The organism is Bradyrhizobium sp. Leo114, assembly GCF_055229415.2.
Genome location: NZ_JBUYEN020000010.1, coordinates 63,044 through 80,226, shown reverse-complemented (window position 1 = coordinate 80,226; position 17,183 = coordinate 63,044). Strand labels below are relative to the sequence as shown.

Genomic DNA, 17,183 nt, shown 5'->3' with positions numbered 1-17,183 from the left:
CTCGCCTTGCCGTTGGCTTGGGGCTTACCAGGCCGGGGTCACGCCAGCGGCTTGTGCCAGCTGCCGTGCCTTTTCCGGGTTGGTTCGGATCAGCTCTTGCTGTTTGGTGAGGTTCGGCTTCACCTTGCCGCCCTTGGTGTCCCAAGGGTTGTCGCCGAGAGTGCGTGAATCGTTGCCATTGGCACCGCCGCCCGAGGGCTTGGTCACGAAGGCCTTGCCCTCGTCAGACTGCACCCATTTCATGACGAACTTCGGAATGTCCTGCTCGCCAAGATCGGTTTCGACCACGGCCTCATACTTGTCGCCCTCGTTCTTGACCTTGACGTTGTCGCGCAGCATCGCCTTGGCCGCCTTGAGGTAGGCCTTGTCGACACCGGCAGCCACCAACGCCTGGGTCAGGCCGTCATCCACCAGGAGGGCGTTGATGAACTTGTCCTTCTTGGCGAGGATTTCGTCCTTCGACTTGAGATCGTTGGCGGCCTTGGTCTCCAGCGTCTTGATGCGCTGTTCGTACATGTTGCGGGCTGCTTGCAGCTTCTCGTCGTCGGTCTTCTTGTAGTTGGGGTCCTTCTGGCGCTCGACCTCTTCATCCAGCAGTCGCTGATATTCGTCAGGGTCGAAGTCTTCGGGAATTTTCTCGAGCCGCCTGCGCGCCTCGGTCAATTCGGTGTTGAGGCGCTGTTTGTCGTTCTTGACCCGATCGAACGCGGTCTTGAGGGCGAGGACGTCGGGATGGGCCTGTGGCTCGACGATGTCGAGCGCGAACATCTCCTTTTCCTGACCGTCCGGTCCCTTGACCTTGACCTGCTTGTATTCCGAGTGGAACGCCTCTGCGACATCGTCGAGGGTTTCCAGAAGTGCCTTAAGTGCCATGGTGGTCTCCGTTGTCCGGCATTGCCGGTGCCGTCATTGACGGCCTTTGCTTTTTGCGGACATGCCGCTTCGTTCGCCCGACCCCGATTGAGCCGGACGCAATTCAAAGAAAAAGCCGCCCGAAGGCGGCTTGATTTGTTGGGCTTAAGGTGGCAGGGGCTTCAGTGTACCTGCCAGGCCGGCTCCTCGCGGCTGGCAATATACAGCCCATGGATGCTGGTGATGCTCTCATCCTCCAACAGCCTGACCAAGGCCCGCATCACCTTGATCTCATGCAGGCGGGTCATCAGCACGATGCTGTTCACCGTAAGTGGCCGCAATCGCAGCGCGCGATACACCTGCGCCGTTTCTTGTCTCAAGATCGCCGGATGGGTCATGTGATCCTCGAAGAAAACAACGAGGATCGATTCTATCCGGCCAACACCTGCATGGAAGAAGGAGATTTCCCTCCCCCTTTCCTCCTATCTCACTGACCGGCCGGCACCTTGCGGAAGTACGGGCGAGACCAGGTGACATCGGCAGCCACCGTGCCGGCAGCGAATGTGAGGGTTGCCTGCACGGTCACCGAGGTCACCGCGGCCGCCAAGGTGGCGATCACAGGGGTACGAAGGGTGCCGTTCAGAGCGGGCGCACCATCGTACAGCGGAGGCGAACTGGGAAGCGGCGTCAGGCCTGTGGAGCCGCAACCGAGCGTGAGGCCACGCAGATTCTTCGAGCCGGCAGCCAGGATGAAGTCGATGCACGCCTCAAAGCTGTCACCGATCGCGCCGGCGATCTGGCACGGATTGGAGAAGTTGACCACGCGGCCTGCGGTGGCATTGGTGCCCGAAACCTGGATGCGCTGCGCAGCTGCAGCGCCCATGGTGGTCTTGGAGACGGCCACCGTCATGGTGTCGTTCTGCGACACGGTCCATCCGGTGGCGACCTCTCCAGTCGCGCCGGTCAAGACGCCTGTGGTGCCAGCGAGTTGCGGGTTGTCGGCCGCGAGCAGCGCGTTGCTGGGGTCCAGATACAGATCCGAGAACAGCGAGGTGTCGCTGATGCTGTTGAGCGCGGCCGCGAACGAGTTGCCGAGCTTGATCGCGCCGATGTAATTCGGATGCAGCCCTTCGATGGAGTCGGTCGCCGGATTCCATGTGGTCTCAAGGGTCGGCGTGATGACCACGCGGCCACTGTAAGCCGACAGATCACCGGGCAGGCCTTCGATCAGCGTGTTGAGCGCCTTCCGATCGGCCTCGCGCTGCGGCTGCGTGCCGAGGTTTGTCCACGTGGTGTCATTGCGCGGCAGCACGCGCGACACGACGACGTACTGGGCGCCGCGGTCGAGGTAGCCTTTCACGCAACTGCGGATGTTGGCGTAGATGGCCGTAGGCGTGTCCGACGTGCTGCCAAGGTCGTTGGTGCCAGCCAGGAACGTGACGACCTTCGGGTTCAGCGCGGTGACCTGAGCAATCTGCGTCGCCATCTGCGCTGCGGTCTGGCCGCCGGTCGCCTGATTCCAATTGAGCGGGCGGAAGAAGCGGCCGCGCGAGCCGATGTCGGCATAGGTGGCCCACTGCGGACCGTTGGAGCCAGCGGTGATGCTGTCGCCCTCGGCCACCCAACGGGAATTGAGGGTCAGCAAGGGACGCGGAGGCGCAGATGGAGGCGGCGCGCCATGGTCCTGTTCGTCCTCGCCATAGAGCAGTTCGAACCGAGCTGCAGGCCAGACGCCGCTCACCTGCCCATCCTGTCGCCGCCTGCGCCGCTCGCGCGGCTTTCCTAGCAATGCCATCGTATGGGCCTCCCTTCGCGGTACAGATACCGGGCGCGGTAGCGGCGCGACAATTGATCGGCGTGCTTCTCGAGGAAGCGGGCCTGCCGACGCAGCCATTGCGCCACCTCTTTGCGGCCGCGCTCGGTCATGTCCTGGGCGTCGCGGATCACAACGGTGGCAGCCGACTTGACTTGCTTCTTGCTGGCCATGACCACTCCTACTTCGACAGGTTCTCGTCGTTACGGATCGCAAGCTCCGTGGCAGCGGCATACAGCCGTCGCGACAGTGCCATCGCGGCGGCCTCGTCCAACCTGAGCGGCCCCGGCGCCAAGAGTTCGATGTGGTCCTTCTCAACCTTTACCGCGCCGACATCGCGCGGATCGAAGGTGGAGGTCAAAGACAGACCGTCCTCGAACGCGATCGAGATGATCTTGCGGCCATCGGCGGCAATGTACTTGACTTGGCCGGCGCCCAGGCTTGCGGCATCAAGGATGCCCAGGCGAACAGTGGCCACCGGCCGCTCTCCGCCGCTATGCGCCCATGTGATAGAAGTGACGATCGGCGAGATGTCGGCATCACCCACCATGACCTTGGTGCCGTGCTGAGTGCCGTCGGATTCGATCCTGATCGTCATGTCGATTTGCGCCGCTCCTTGCGCTTGAGCTGTTCGAGAGTCAGTTCGTTGCCGCGGACATCGACAAAGCCGGACACGCTGACCTTGCCAGCGCGATAGAGTTTGCCCTTGGCCTTGCCGAGCAGCTCGTCCTGGGTCGCGGCCTCCTGCGCTTTCAGCCATTGCCGGAAGGTCTGCCGATACGGCTTTTCGCCCGGCAACAGAAACAGAAGAGCGCAGCGGCAGCCGTTGTGGAACGGCGGCCCATCATCCTCAGTCCCAACGAAGGTGCCGTCCTTTGCACCGCATTCGACGCAGGTGTCGGAATCCAGCGTCGCTGTCACCATCAATCGAGTTCGCGCCACAGCATCATCCTTGACGCATTGGCGGTGTGATTGACCGCCGAACGCACCAGATGGGCGGTCGCATGACGCGCCATCGCCAGTGCGCCGTCCTTAAAGCACCGCGCCTCGGTGCCGCGCACTTTCCGGATCAGGGCGATCGGCTCGGCCTCCGCGACGATCACCTTGCGCAAGAACCTGAACTTGTTGTCGCGCTGGCTCTCGAACGCCTGATGCACGGTCTGGCCGCGGATGAAGCGCCTCGCCTTCAAGGCGTCCGGATTGAACACCGCCTTAGCCTCGACGCCGCTCTCACCCAGAATCCGTGTACAGAACTCGACCTCGTATTCCGCCACCGCCAACAGCTCCCGCCACAGGCTTTCCATCAGCTCGGCATAGGCCTCGGCGTTGATCTGGCCGATGGTCTTGATCGCCGCGTCGCGGTGCTGGACCGGAATTCGCTCCATCGCGGATGCCGCGAACTTGCCAAGCTCCATCACGATGCGGTGGTCGTGCACATCGATTTTGGCCAGCGCCTGCCTGGCGAGGCTCGCTGCGACGTGCTGGAGACCGATGTGGTGGTCGATCTGGCCGTCGTGCAGCTTACTCATCGTCGATAGCGCGCTGTCATGGCCTTGTACCCATAAAACCGGCCACGTGATGCACGAAGACTACGTCCGCTTTGCCCCTATGACGACCAAGTTCGTGCGGCATCGCAATATGTCGCAATGGGCCAACAGCCGACATTCGAAATGAAAGAGGCCGCCCACTGAGGCGGCCTTACTCCCGGACGACGTGGCGGGCCAGTTCACGCATGAGCGCGTTGTATCGATCGATCTGGCCGGCGACCCTCGCCCAACTTTGAGAAAGTTCCTTCAAGATTTTGGCTTCGGCCTCGCTTCTTGCTGCTTTCGACAAGCGGAGACATTCAGCCGCCTGATCCAAGCAACGTTGCGCGCTGTCCATGAACGCTCCCATGGGATTCAGTTCACGGAAAGATATACCCCTTGAGGTACCCTAAATTCCCCATCCACGTACCTTTAGGGAGACTCCTTGCCTGAACGCAGCAAGGATGCCACCGAACGTCCGTTGAGGGTCAGATTCGGAATTGGCGGGCCAGCGCATTTTGGACCGCTTTCCACCCGGTAGCTGACCTACTCTTCGGCGGTCGTGATGGCAGCCAAGGGCCATCTCCGGACTCATGCACCGCAGCAAGCAGCATCTCCAATCGAGCATCTTTTGACGCGCAAAAACTTTGCGGACTAACGCGGTAATCGCTCCGTTCGACGCGATTTGAAGAATAGCCGCCCCGGTTAGGAGATAGCTTGCTCGAAGGACTCTTTAGTCGGGCTTGGCGGCGCTTTCGCATGGCACGGTCTGGGTCAGTCCCCCTGCAACGACGTTGGCGACGTGAAGCCATCGAAAATTACGTGGGCGAGGCCGCCAGAGGCTTAAGCGGTCAGTGCTTAATTACGCCGTACAGGCTAATCAACCCAACCGCGATAGACAGGAACCCGAGCGAGATCCAAATGGAGTGTAAGTCCGATCCAGCATTGGCGGAGGCAAGGATCCAAACGCCAAAGCCGACTATGCCGGCAGAAATCAGATACTCTAAAATTATTTCCATCGTCGAGATTCGTCCTCAGCCGAGGATGAATTAGCGCGCTTTTGAAGCGAGAACTGCTCTGCCTGCGCACCACAGCAAAATTATCGACCATTTCCGATGTGGGTCACGAGCGGCGGTCGAAGGATTGCTGATGCGAACTCCGCACTGCCCTCAATAACAGACTCGCCGCTGGCGGCGAAGTTGGTCGGCTTCGGGCCGGGAAGAGAGAAGTTGGTCGGCTGGGGCAGGAAGAGACATGGCTTCAGCACTGAAGACCCGGCTAGATAACGCGCAACGCCCGAGACGATAACGAGGTTCGTTTCAACTCAGATGGCGACCCCAGTCAGCAAGAAAGCGCCGCCGAGCGCGACCAGCACAAGTCCAGGCCAATTGGATTTGATTTCGAAGCCGCTACCCGGTCTCTCAGGTTCGAGCGTGTCACGCCCGGAGCGAAGCCGCCTTCCACCGCTTAGTCGGCCTCGCCAGATCGGCCGAAACGCCATCTGCAGCACGCCGCCGAAAACAAGGAGCACACCAAGCCATATGAGGGTCATGCTCGTCTCCTGCGCCAGTGAACGCCAAGAAATTGCTCCACCGAGAACCGTCGTCCATTCGACGTCTGGCCGGTGCTCTCGGGATTAGAAGGGCCCTTGGAAGCCACCGGACGCGGCAGCGCCGCACATGGGCCGCGGATCACGCCCTCGAAGCTCAGGCTATGCCAATCCCAAAGCATCCTGCTTAGTCTTCGTCCGGCTCGCGCACGACCGGCGGTTCCTCGGTTCGGTTCTCTTCTTCGTCGTCTTCCTCTTCGTCCTCGTCCTCGTCCTCGTCGTCATCAGGATCTCAGGGCGGCATCGTGTTGCCCATGATCGCGAAGACACGCCAGTCGATCCTAGCGGGAACTACCTCGGGGATTTGTAGGGTCATGTTTTGCTCCTCGGATGTGACCCTGGGGGACTTTACCCCTTTGGTGGCTGCAGGCCGGGAGACGACAGCCACTCCTGTATGCGAGCGGCAGCTTCGGCCTTACGCGCCTGGCGGATTAGCTTTTCGCGCTCGACACCGGGCGGGGTACCCTGCGCTTCCTTACGCAGACGCATGGCCTGTTCTTCTAAGTGCTCATTCAATGGGAATGTTTGATCAAAACGGCGTCTTTTCATGACGGCGCTCCTTTCCCGATTGCGCGCAAAGGCGGGAGCGCAATTGGCGTTCTCATCACCGATGACGGCCCAAGAGCGGTGATACAGTTAACGTTTTGGAACCCGGATGGTTGCGGCCGTTGCCGAACTGTTAACGTTTAAATTGGGGGCTGCTTAATTCAAATCGGAGGATACGTCAGACGGCGCAGCAGGCGGGGGCGTCCGGCCTGCTGTCTGAGATGGGTCATTCGCGTCGAATTCAACAGGCGCCGTCTACTTCTCGTCTTCCCAATAACCGGACATTCTTGGTATCCGTCGGCGCGTCTCAAACGGGCCATAACCGGAAGCCGCTAAATCTGTTACCTCTTGGCGATCAGAACGCCATCGTGCCAATGCGGGGAGCGGCTAGTCCACCACCCGTCAGCACTGTTCGCCCGTCCCTATCGATCGACGCACCGGTCCAATTATAACAATTGTATGACACCCGGAATGCGCCAAAGGCCAGCTGCCCTTCATATTCGATATGGGTGGAACCGAAGATCGGTGCTACCCAACGCCGGTGGAGAAGAGCACCTTTTGCAGCTTGCGTATTTTCGCGCTGCAACTGCATCGAGACTGCCGTTTGCACTGACTCTCTTCCCTTACTCGCCGCGCTTATGGCGCGGGCAAGCCCCTAAAATTGATCCGTTCGTGTCGATGAGGACTCACGCTTGAGCCGACATCCAGTTGGAATATCCGAATTTGCAAGTGAGTTGGATCTCAGCGCGAGTAGCGACAGCAGATCTAAACATATGTTGAGGCCGCCGCTTCGCACCGCCCGGAATGAAGTGCCTCACCGCGGGTCATCTGCAGTGACGCGTCCGGGCGGAATGCCTAACGGTCTCCTGGCAACACTGCCGGTATCGGATCTCGATCTGTTGCGGCCCGCGCTGGAGACGGTCGCGCTCGATCAGGACGCGATCCTTGCGCGAGCGGGGGACGAGATCGACTATGTCTTCTTCCCTCACAGCGGCGCCGTCTCGCTGATGATCGACATGGCGGACGGGCAGACGGTCGACACTGCCGTCGTCGGGCGCGAGGGGGCACTTGGCCTTCTTTCGGTGCTCGGGTCGTCACCTTCGGCCACTACCGCGGTCGTTCGTGCAGCGGGCACCGCCTCGCAAATCCCCGCGTCGCGATTTCGTGCCGCTTTCAACCGGAGCCCTGCGATCCGGCACGCGGTCCAGATGCACGGCAGGGCGATGCTGATGCAGTTTCAGCGGGGCGCGGCCTGCAATGCACTGCATCCGGTCAAAGACCGCATGGTCAGGTGGCTACTCCATTTTTGCGACTGCATCGACCACGACGTTCTTCCGCTCACCCAGGAGGCCTTGTCGCAAATGCTCGGTGTGCGACGAACGACGGTGACGCTCCTGATGCGCGATCTGCGCGCATCAGGAGCGATCAAATCTGATCGACGAGGCCAAATCGAGATCGACCGGTTGCGGCTCGCGGCCGCGGCGTGCGAATGCCACGGCAATATGCGACTCGAACTCGAAAAGATCTTCGCGATAAACACGGCCCGACCTATCTCATTGGCCGTGCCAGATGAAGGGCGTATCCCCTGAAGGGAAGCGTGGTTTTGCATCACAGTAAATCCAGTTGCCCATGTCGCAGAAGGGTCAGGAGCGGCGGTTAAGCCTAGCGCACGTCACGTCCGGTCTACCCGCGGTTGCCAACATTCGAACCAATTCGAGCGACTTCGGCTCGAGGTCAAGTGTGGACATTCGCGAACGCTGAACACTGAAGCACATCGCCGAGCTCGCCGATGCCATCCGCCATGCGCTCTCGCGCTGGGAGAGACTGACGCACTTCCTTGATGACGGCCGTATCGAGCTCAACAACAACCCCGTCGAACGCTCCATGCGTCCGATCACCCTCAACCGAAGAATTGCGCTCTTCGCAGGCTTCGACGACGGCCCCGAGCACTGCGCCATCATCGCTTCGCTGATCGAAACCTGCAAGGTGAACGAGTCGATTCGCTCGCTGTACTTGACGGCCACGACGTTGAGTTTGGGAAGCACACGCCAGGTAGCGCTGCTTACGCGCAGCAATCTTTGAACAGCGGCGGCATTTCTGCTGCTGCGAGCGCGCCGCCGTCAGGCCGTCTGCTAGGAACGATCAACCGTCGGGGAGGTTACGTCGATGTGCCAGGTACCCGCCGGCACCTGTGTGTGTGAATGACCCCGGCGCGTTAGCGCCCGGGGACCCCCCGGTGTTGCTTAGGGAGGGAAGCATGAGCGCCATGGAACGGACGACATATCGCTTGTCGCTGGGTTCGAAGGCTTGGGCGTTCGACGAACCCCGCAGAGATCCGCAGCACGCACCCGGGCCATCAACGGATTTCTCCTCTGATAATTCCCTTCCATTGTTTCTGTCCGATCTGCATGGTCAACCTGATCCGCAGGAATTTGCGCCTTTGGCGGCAAGCCAACGGACGAGCATCCTAACGCAGGTTGTGGCTGGTGGACTGGTGGTTTCGGCGATCGCGACCCTGGTCGCGGTATTCGATCCGGCTCGCGTATCGAACCCAATGATGCTGGCGAGCGCCAATGCGAGCGCGCCGCCATCAAAAACACCGAGCCGCGAGGCTGTCGTAAGCGCCGATCACGCCGGGCTGCAGAGTCTGGCCCCGGCCGCGCCTCCAGGGAATGAAGCCTCTGCGCCGTCGAAAACGCTCGATGCCGAAACCTTGGCAGCGCTGATGACACGTGCCAAGAGGCTGCTGGGGTTCGGCGACATTGCTGCGGCGCGATTGCTACTCGAACGCGCCGCCAATGCGCAGGACGCAACTGCGGCCTTCCTGCTGGCACAGACCTATGATCCGGCTGTGCTCCGAGTGCGCGATACGCGAATTATCACAGCCGACCCTGTGATGGCGCGCGACTGGTACTGCAAGGCCGCCAGCTTTGGCTCGGCGGACGCGCAACAGCGTCTCACTCAAGTTCAGAACAATCCCCACCTATCGGGAGGATGCCGTGCGTCAGCACCTTAGAATGTTTGCCGCAATGATCCTGATGGCTTCCGGCGTTGCGGCCCATGCAGAACAGACCGAGTATGATCCGACGAAGGTCAGCGACAGCCTGAGGGCGATCTTCCAATTCGGTTCGGTCTCGACCAGGAAGGCGCTGAACGCCAACACGGTCACGCTGCTGACTGGCACGATCGGCGGCACCTATGTGCAGTTCGGTGCCGACCTCGCTTCCGTGCTCGACGACGGCGGGAATCTGCGCGTCCTGCCGATCATCGGTCGAGGTTCGGTGCAGGGCGTCGCCGACGTCCTTTTCCTAAAGGGCGTCGATCTTGGCATCGTGCGCGCCGATACGCTCGACTTCCTCGAGAAGAAGGGCTTCGCCAACGACATCAAGAAGCAGTTCACCTATGTGACCAAGCTCTACAATGAGGAAATGCAGGTCATCGCACCAAAGACCATCAAGACTCTGAACGATCTCGAAGGTAAGACGGTGAGCGTCGATCTGCCCAATGGCGGCACGTTTGTGACTGCACTGACGGTGTTCGAGCGGCTCGGGATCAAGGCGAACTTCGTCTACGTCGAGCAGCGGATCGCGATGGAGAAATTGAAGAAGGGCGAGCTCGACGCCGTCATCGTGGTCGGCGGTAAGCCGTACGTGTCCGTCACCACCTTCAACAATGACGGCCGCTTTCATCTCGCTGCGGTGGACTATTCGAAGCCCCTGCAGAGCGATTATCTGCCGGCGACGCTGACTTCGAACGACTATCCGAACCTGATTTCCGAGGGGGAGACGGTGCAAACGATCGCAGTGCCGTCGGTGCTTGCAGCCTACAATTGGCCGCCCAACACTGAACGCCGTCGCAAGCTTGCTCTATTCGTCGACGCCTTCTTCACGAAATTCGCGGCTTTGCAGAACCCGCCCTTTCATCCCAAGTGGAAGGAGGTTTCCCTGCCGGCACCGCTCGCGGGCTGGAATCGCCTGCCGCTCGCACAGCAATGGCTCGACAAACACGGCATCGAACCGGCAAAGCTAAAACGCTTTGAGGCATTCCTGCAAGAGAACCCCGCTGCCGCTAACATCCAGTCGGACGCCGACAAGGAAGCACTATTCCGGCAATTTCAGGCTTGGGACGCGGGGCGGAACGCGCAGGCACAGGTGGGCTCCAAGGAGGTTCGAGACCGGGACCATGCCTCTCGGTCCGCAACGCGAGCTCCCCCTCCACGCCATCCGCCCCGCCGATTGCACCTTGCAAGGCGGACACTTGGCGAGCAAGGCACGGTGGCCGAGTGCAAGCACCATGGCTCCCGCCGCAGCTCTGCCGACCCGGACGCCTGCAACCGAGCAAGCGAGGACGCCTGGCGGAACCCGTTCTCCGGCGCCACTCCGTTCACCGGCGCCACCCAAGGCATCTCGACTACCGATCATCCGTCTGGCGGCTTCGATGGGAGACAGCCTGTCCGCAGATAGCGGAAGCCCTCCGATCGCGAGCTGATGTTCGTCAGCGGGCGCCGTGGCGCTGTTACGACTACCGTCCTTCAAGAAACGCCGCACACTGATGCCCGGCGTCGGCGCCCCAGACTTGATGCGCAGACGGCTCGAGCTCTTCAGCGGATTGAGGAGGCGGTATCACAGGCAACGCGAAAGTACTCCGCGGCGCCAGCTTCCCCATACCAGTCGCCACTTTGGCGTCTGCAGGTATTGCACGACAGGTGATGCAGCAGGTCGTCGAATGTCTCATATGGGTCAAACTGAGAAGAACTTAGTGTGAGCCCGTCTTTTTCGCTTTGCCCTCGAATGCGGACATTCATCATAGCGGTAGGCATGTCGCAGAGGGGCCATGAGCCGACATCGCTCCAATCAAGCAGCGATACTTGTCAGGCTCCTTAGCGGCCGTAGGGGAAGCAGCGGTGGCGATCGAGTCTGAGACCGAAATGCGCTCCCAGCGCAGCGATGGCCGCGTCCTGCTCAGGATAAGGATCGGCATTGGATGCGGCAACGATGATGATCCGGAACCCGCCGCGATCCTTGCCACCCGGTGGCAGCATCGCTGTAGCCAGTGCATTGCCCTCCCTGTCGCGCAATGTGAGGAAAATCGGCATCTCGCGCTGTACATGGGCCTCGAGGCCGATGTCGCGCTCGATCGCGTTGGGCCGCTCCGGACGCCAGGACTGGACTGCCTTCTCGCGCTCGCTGCGGAAATATTTCTCGACTGTGTGGCTCATCAGGCGCGACTCATGCGCCGCTTCACCTTCCGTCTCGATACGGAACCAGGTCTTACCCTTCGGCGCGTCGCAAACATACTGCATTTCGCCCGTCCTGCGATCGCTGCAATTCTAGGGCGGCGGGCCTGCAAAGCCAATATGAGATTCGCGCCCGTGTATAACGCTGCACGATCGTATAATCGGAAGTTCGGGTGCAACACCGCGCGACCGTTGCCTGAGAGGCGATGGTAGAGTCTCCGATCTGATGAAGCTTCGCAAAGCGGTCCGGTACGCCCAGCCTAGTAAATCTGTTCACCGCAACCTCCGCTGTGGGTCAAAATGCGAAGAAACTCAGACTGAGCAAATCTAGCCCGCTCTGCCCCAGTAAGCGTACCTCAATGAGGAGTGTCGCCACTTCCCTGATGGGCCAACACGCGACACGCGCGGCTTGACCTATCACCGAACAAGCATGTGCTCCATGGCGTCCGGCCCGCCAAGCCCGGGACGCTTCAGCGACAAGATTACCTCAGCGACAAGATTACCTCAGCGACAAGATTAAGGGAATGGCCGCCGCCGGGCTGAGAGCGGCGATGGCTTTTGCATTACGCGCTCAGACGGCCGCAACTTACCGCCGCATGGCGTGAAGGAAACGGTCAGCGGGCGCGCCGACGCCATCAATTTGATGACGTTCCCGTTTGCGCAATTCATCGACTAGACGTTCGAGGTAGGGCGGCAAAGGCGAAGCTTCGAGGGATAAGTACCGTTGCAACCTATCACCCACCTCGTCACAGATCGACCAGGCAGTCTTATGGTCGATGTGGTCCGATGTTCGACTGGTCGGTTCCATATCGCGACCTTTCGATTGGGCCCCACGATTTACTTAAGTAAAAGAGCGAGAAAATGTTTCCCATAACTTCGAAGGATGCCGATAGTTCCATCTAATGGAACGAAGCACTGCCCATATCGAACCTGAGTTGGTGCAGCCTTTCATAGCGCAGCATTTCATAGCCTTCGCGATGCGCGTCAGACTGATTGCCATCGTCAGCGCTGATCAGCAGCCCGCCGAGTTAGTGAAACTCTAGGCGCTTTCAACACGTTCAGAATGTCCGTTCCGGGTCAAAAGCGCCGATTTGAGCCTCAGCCAGCGACTTCCGGTCTAATACCCATCTTCGGGCATGTCCCTGCGCCCGCGCAAACGGCCGCCAAGGGCCGGCATCCGACGTTGGAAGGGGAAGTCATCGGCAACATCCACGAAAGCCCCAATCTGATTCGATGAGCGTCAATCGCAAAGAATCTTCTGCTCGCCGCTTGCGGTAGTAATTCCGACTGTTACGGTTCCTCTTTGGATGAGGCCACTCCGGAACCGGGGGTGGCCTTTCGTCCATTCGGATGGATACGGGGGGCTTAGATGGAGCTTTCGACCGACCTTGTAATCAAAGTCGTGGCTCTGCTGACCGCGGTCGTCGGACTATACAAGGCCGCGAATATGAAGCTCGCGGAGCCGTTCATCGTCCATTTGTTCGCGGGACTGTCAATCCTTGTCGTGCCCGGAGCGATGCTTGGCTTTTTGTGGATTTCCAATGCAATGACGAAAGCGATGGAGAGGCCAAGGGCTAATGTCTCCTACACGGGGCAAGACGCCGAGGTCATGTACCAAATCTCGCGCGATTTCTGGAATCAGCAGATGCGTCAGGAGGCGCTCAAGCTCACAATAGAACGGGCTTTCGCGACGAAGAATTGGTCAACTATCGTTCGCGCATCAGAGGATCTCAATCCCACGTCACAGAGAGACGAGGTACTCATGCGGGCGATCAAAACGCTCGCGGACGATACGCAGCAGAAGTCACCATAGCGCACCATTGTGCATCCGTTAAACTTTCGCTCTGCCGGAAGGTGCGAGATGGGCCGCCCGCGGTCGATGTCATCGAGCGAGAAGAACCACCTCGGCCGATACGTCGTCGCCTGGACCAGCCGCTCCCCACTATCCGGATACGGCGCGGTCATATCGCTCATTGGTCACCGAACGGATGGGGAAAGAAGATCACCGGCCTGCCGTCGTCAGAGCGGGCGGAACCGGCCGAGATGCAGAACAGCCACCACCGCCGCACGCTCAGGAACTTCTGCCGGCACGGCCGCTGCATCACCCGACCAGGAATCCTGCCGCGCCGGCGCTCAGGCGGCAGGCTGCGGCTGCTTGTTGTCATCATCGAGCGGATCGACCGTCACCGGCTCCGGTTCCTCGTCATCGATAACCGCGCGCTCCTCGGCCGCGGTGCGCTCGGCCGAGGCAATGCCGCCGCGCTGCAGGTTGTCGTACATGGTCTCGTAGGAGATCGCCCGGCCCTGCCACATCCGCACCAAGGCCTCGGCGTCAGCAGGGCTGAGCGCGTTGTCGATGAATTCGAGGTTCGGCGTCACCACAACCTGATTGGGGTCCTGGCCGAGGAACGTCGCGATGTAGCGCAGCGCCTTCTCCAGCCCCTGCGCCACCGCGATGGCGACGCTGGTGAGGGTCGCGGTCTGCGCCGCATAGCGCAGGCGCAAGGCTTCGCCGCTCTCGGCGGCCTTGGCCGAGGAATCGAAGATACGCGCGCCCGCCTGCACCGCATTGTCACGCTCGGCTGCAATCGCCCGCTCGTGGGCCTCGATGCCGGTGCCAGCCGGGCCGACATATTTGGCATCGCCGTTCTCGGGCAGCGCCACGGTGACGCCGGCGCCCAATACCTTGGGCAGTGAGGCCACGTCGAGGCCGACCGTGAACAGCGTCTCCTGCCCGCTCATGAACAGCTGATGACGATAGTCGGCATCGAGACGATAGATCGCCAGTGACGAGCGGGCTACGCCGATGCAGGGCGGATCGTCGATGGCAACCGACACGTTGCGCGCGCCGATCACCACCAGCGGAATCTCTTCGAGCGGCTGGCCGCCCTGCGCCCGCGGAGTCACCACGCTCTGCAGTTCCTGGCCGCCCTCGACCACCGATTCCTGGCTGGTGTAGTGGCCGTCTTCGAGCCGCAGCACGCGATAGAAGTTCTTCTTCTCCCAATTGTAGTCGGTACGCACATAGCGCGCTTCTTCAAGCACGTAGAAATCGCGCTCCTTTGACCAGTTGATCAGGCTCTCGGCGGTATAGCCTGCCAGATACGGCTCGCCACCGCCCTCCTCCTGCTTCGGTGCATCCGCAAGCACGGTGTAGCGGCCCATCAACAACACCTCGCGGGTGATCGACTTGTGCAACGCCTCCAGGGACAGCCCGTCGCGGGTGGCTTTCTCGGTCAGATACGTCATCGCCTGCGGCAGCTCGATCTTGCTCTCGATGCGATGGATGATGCCGACCATGCCCTCGATCGTGGGGGCGAGGATTTCCGGGTACTGGGCGCGCATCATATAGGCGCCGTACATCTCCCGGCCCTGGTCCTCCTGCAGCTTGAAGCCAGAGGGCATCGGCAGATAGCGGGTGCCTTCGGCCTTGACCGTGCGCTCACCGCCCTGGCAGTCGCGCATCGTCACCCAGTCCGAGTGGTGCTCGACATACTCTGGATGTTTGGCGTCCACAGCCATCAAGACATTCCTCTGGAGGTGGTCCAGCCGCCTTTCGCCCTGCGCGTCTCCTCAAGGCCGTACCTGGCCGAGTCGATGGCGTGGTTGTCCTCGTCGAGCAGGACCGGGAGGACTTCGTTGGTTTTCTTGTCGATCTTGTAGGAGTAGCTGACGAACTCGTTGAAGGTGTGCGGACAGTCCTCCGAGATGACGATGTCGTAGCTCTTTAAGAATTCGATGCCGTCCTCGACTGAGCCTGCGCCCTTCTTGGCGCCGACGGCCTTGGGAAAGCCGTGGCGCTGCAGATAGCTGATGGTGTCGGGCCGAGCTGAATCCAGTGTGATCCGATATTCCCGGCACCGCGGCACGCCCTGATAGCCGATCGCCAAGGCTTTCTCGGCGACCTCGCGGTTAAGCCGCAGCAGATCCTTGTCGCGGACACCGCCGAAAAACAGCGGCAGATGGTCGATTTCGACCCCGGGCTTGTAGACCTCGCGGTCGATGTACAGCGTCCGGCCATGGATGAACATGCGGATCAGGCAGGCCGGGTCCTGGGCGAAACCGAAGTCGCCGCCGAAATAGTAGCGCTCGATCCTGATCTTGCCGTCGATGAACTGGTTCGGCTCGCAGAACTGCGCGAACTCCTCCCGCGTGCCCAGGCGCACATTCTTGAACACCCGCGCCTCGGTGACCTTGCGGTACTGGCCAAGCCAGACATGGAGATATTTGTCGACGTCGCGCCGGCGGTCGTTCTCCATCTCCACCCGAAGCACATCGGGGAAGAAGTCGTTGTCGTACCAGTTGACGCGCTTGACGATCTGCCACTCGTCATAGCCCTGCATCAACTCCGGATCGGGCTCCGGCGCCTCGGTGCTGCGCAGCAGCTGGTCGATCGGATCGTTCTCGCTCTCCGGGTTCCATGCGAACCAGAGTTCGGAGCCGGGCTGACGAATGGTCGGGATCAGCTTGTCGAGCGAGTCCTGCGACAGATCCTGCGCCTCGTCGCAATAGAAGACGTCGATGGCTTCCTTCGACTTGATCTTGGAGACGTTGCGAAACAGGCCCGAGAAGGTGAAGCGCGTGCCGTTGAGGCCGACGATGGCGGTCTTGGTGACCCGATAGAACCAGCCCAGCCCATGATGGGCGATGCGGTCCTCGATCACCTGCTTGACGGATTCGTCGATCGAGTTCTGGATTTCGCGGCCGCACAGGATACGAAGGCCCCGCCCGCCCTCGACCATCTGTCCGGTCCTGGGGTCCTTGACCAGGACCTTCTTGCCGGCAGTGCCGCGCAGGATCAGCGCGTCGGCAAAGCCCCACGACTTGCCGCTACCGCGGCCACCATACAGCCCCTTGTAGCGGGACTTCTTGAAGAAGATGTCCTCGAAGCACTCCGAGGTCTCCAGTTCGATCGCAATGGGCGATGCAGGAACTGGCGGCGCAACGTTAAGCATCCTCTTTCTTGAAGCGCGACTTGACGAAGCTGACGTTGAAGGTCACGGCCGGCGCCGACTGCACGATCGGCGCGCCGTCGGAAGTGATGTCCAGGCTCTCGCCGACATCGATGTACTTGCCGTACAGCCGCAGCGCCTGGCTGACCGCCCATTCCTTACCGCTGCGCACCGCCACCAGCAGATGACCTTCCGCGATGTCGGCGATGTCGGCGCGGCACTGACCGCGAATGGGGCGCAGGCGATCGGGATAGCGCTCCATGTACTCGTAGATCGTCTGCCGCTCGCATTTGAGCACGGTCGCGGCGATCGAGACGTTGCCAAGCGAGTTCCGAAGCGCGCGCTCGACCTCATCGACGGTATAGCGCTGTTCCTTACCGCCTTTGCCGGACGGATTTCCCTTTGGGTTCCGCACCGTAGATTTTGTCGCCATTGTCAAAATTTCCCTCGGCATTGCCGCAAGGTTCGCGCGTCCATTGGAGCGCTATTTCAGAAGACCGCCTCTCCGCTGCAGTCGCCCATCATCTTGACGCGCCTGTCGGAGAGCGCGCTTGGGGTATTGGAGTGCCGAAACCGCCATTGGCGTTCGACGCGTCAACAAGCCGGACCAGTTGCCCAAGCCCGCAAGTGCTCTAAACTGCTGCACAGA

The 17,183-nt window shown here is 60.9% G+C and carries 17 protein-coding genes and 2 pseudogenes; 5 read left to right on the top strand and 14 right to left on the bottom strand.

Going from position 1 to position 17,183, the window contains the following annotated elements; genetic code table 11:
- Positions 1-24: 24 nt before the first annotated feature.
- The 10 genes from ACZIRK_RS14355 to ACZIRK_RS14310 form a co-directional block, all read right to left on the bottom strand.
- Positions 25-873, bottom strand: coding sequence for a hypothetical protein (locus ACZIRK_RS14355; protein WP_463327530.1), 849 nt, complete (start codon positions 871-873; stop codon positions 25-27).
- A 161-nt stretch (positions 874-1,034) separates the two neighbouring features.
- Positions 1,035-1,250 carry a hypothetical protein gene (locus ACZIRK_RS14350; RefSeq protein ID WP_130228281.1) on the bottom strand — a complete coding sequence of 72 codons (216 nt, stop codon included), beginning with the start codon at positions 1,248-1,250 and terminating at the stop codon, positions 1,035-1,037.
- An 89-nt stretch (positions 1,251-1,339) separates the two neighbouring features.
- A complete protein-coding gene (locus ACZIRK_RS14345; protein WP_463327529.1) occupies positions 1,340-2,647 on the bottom strand; it encodes an SGNH/GDSL hydrolase family protein in 1,308 nt (435 codons plus the stop codon).
- On the bottom strand, positions 2,635-2,838 hold the full coding sequence (locus ACZIRK_RS14340; protein ID WP_463327528.1) for a hypothetical protein: 204 nt from the start codon (positions 2,836-2,838) through the stop codon (positions 2,635-2,637). Before ACZIRK_RS14340 ends, ACZIRK_RS14345 begins: the two co-directional genes overlap by 13 nt.
- An 8-nt stretch (positions 2,839-2,846) precedes the next feature.
- Positions 2,847-3,263: a hypothetical protein gene (locus ACZIRK_RS14335; RefSeq protein WP_463327527.1), complete on the bottom strand. Its 417-nt coding sequence runs from the start codon at positions 3,261-3,263 to the stop codon at positions 2,847-2,849.
- A complete protein-coding gene (locus ACZIRK_RS14330; RefSeq protein ID WP_463327526.1) occupies positions 3,260-3,589 on the bottom strand; it encodes a hypothetical protein in 330 nt (109 codons plus the stop codon). The genes ACZIRK_RS14335 and ACZIRK_RS14330 overlap by 4 nt, the downstream gene beginning before the upstream one ends.
- Positions 3,589-4,194: a hypothetical protein gene (locus tag ACZIRK_RS14325; RefSeq protein ID WP_463327525.1), complete on the bottom strand. Its 606-nt coding sequence runs from the start codon at positions 4,192-4,194 to the stop codon at positions 3,589-3,591. The genes ACZIRK_RS14330 and ACZIRK_RS14325 overlap by 1 nt, the downstream gene beginning before the upstream one ends.
- A 169-nt stretch (positions 4,195-4,363) precedes the next feature.
- Positions 4,364-4,549: a hypothetical protein gene (locus tag ACZIRK_RS14320; RefSeq protein ID WP_463327524.1), complete on the bottom strand. Its 186-nt coding sequence runs from the start codon at positions 4,547-4,549 to the stop codon at positions 4,364-4,366.
- 966 nt (positions 4,550-5,515) lie between these two features.
- Positions 5,516-5,743 carry a hypothetical protein gene (locus tag ACZIRK_RS14315; protein ID WP_463327523.1) on the bottom strand — a complete coding sequence of 76 codons (228 nt, stop codon included), beginning with the start codon at positions 5,741-5,743 and terminating at the stop codon, positions 5,516-5,518.
- A gap of 405 nt (positions 5,744-6,148) precedes the next feature.
- The gene (locus tag ACZIRK_RS14310) at positions 6,149-6,349 is read right to left on the bottom strand and encodes a hypothetical protein (RefSeq protein ID WP_463327522.1); all 201 of its coding nucleotides are present in this window, start codon (positions 6,347-6,349) and stop codon (positions 6,149-6,151) included.
- A gap of 848 nt (positions 6,350-7,197) precedes the next feature.
- Between ACZIRK_RS14310 and ACZIRK_RS14305 the strand changes: the two genes are divergently transcribed.
- The 4 genes and pseudogenes from ACZIRK_RS14305 to ACZIRK_RS14290 all read left to right on the top strand — a co-directional run.
- On the top strand, positions 7,198-7,935 hold the full coding sequence (locus ACZIRK_RS14305; RefSeq protein ID WP_463327604.1) for a Crp/Fnr family transcriptional regulator: 738 nt from the start codon (positions 7,198-7,200) through the stop codon (positions 7,933-7,935).
- 190 nt (positions 7,936-8,125) lie between these two features.
- Positions 8,126-8,362: pseudogene (locus ACZIRK_RS14300) on the top strand (IS66 family transposase); the annotation flags it as partial.
- Positions 8,363-8,603: 241 nt separating this feature from the next.
- Positions 8,604-9,362, top strand: a complete 759-nt coding sequence (locus ACZIRK_RS14295) for a hypothetical protein (RefSeq protein ID WP_463327521.1) — start codon at positions 8,604-8,606, stop codon at positions 9,360-9,362.
- 1 nt (position 9,363) lies between these two features.
- A pseudogene (locus ACZIRK_RS14290) lies at positions 9,364-10,509 on the top strand (TAXI family TRAP transporter solute-binding subunit); the annotation flags it as partial.
- Positions 10,510-11,225: 716 nt separating this feature from the next.
- Here the strand turns inward: ACZIRK_RS14290 and ACZIRK_RS14285 are convergent.
- A complete protein-coding gene (locus ACZIRK_RS14285) occupies positions 11,226-11,648 on the bottom strand; it encodes a hypothetical protein (RefSeq protein ID WP_455999011.1) in 423 nt (140 codons plus the stop codon).
- 1,303 nt (positions 11,649-12,951) lie between these two features.
- On the opposite strand from ACZIRK_RS14285, the gene ACZIRK_RS14280 reads away from it, so the two are divergent.
- On the top strand, positions 12,952-13,395 hold the full coding sequence (locus ACZIRK_RS14280) for a hypothetical protein (protein ID WP_463327520.1): 444 nt from the start codon (positions 12,952-12,954) through the stop codon (positions 13,393-13,395).
- Between the two features lie 320 nt (positions 13,396-13,715).
- Here ACZIRK_RS14280 and ACZIRK_RS14275 read toward each other — a convergent pair whose 3' ends face one another.
- Genes ACZIRK_RS14275 through ACZIRK_RS14265 form a run of 3 tightly spaced genes read right to left on the bottom strand, consistent with a single transcriptional unit; the run spans position 13,716 to position 16,967 of the window.
- Complete coding sequence (locus ACZIRK_RS14275; protein WP_463327519.1) at positions 13,716-15,104, bottom strand: DUF4055 domain-containing protein; 1,389 nt, start codon at positions 15,102-15,104, stop codon at positions 13,716-13,718.
- Complete coding sequence (locus tag ACZIRK_RS14270) at positions 15,104-16,537, bottom strand: PBSX family phage terminase large subunit (RefSeq protein WP_463327518.1); 1,434 nt, start codon at positions 16,535-16,537, stop codon at positions 15,104-15,106. Before ACZIRK_RS14270 ends, ACZIRK_RS14275 begins: the two co-directional genes overlap by 1 nt.
- Positions 16,530-16,967 carry a hypothetical protein gene (locus ACZIRK_RS14265; RefSeq protein ID WP_463327517.1) on the bottom strand — a complete coding sequence of 146 codons (438 nt, stop codon included), beginning with the start codon at positions 16,965-16,967 and terminating at the stop codon, positions 16,530-16,532. The genes ACZIRK_RS14270 and ACZIRK_RS14265 overlap by 8 nt, the downstream gene beginning before the upstream one ends.
- Between the last annotated feature and the right edge of the window lie 216 nt (positions 16,968-17,183).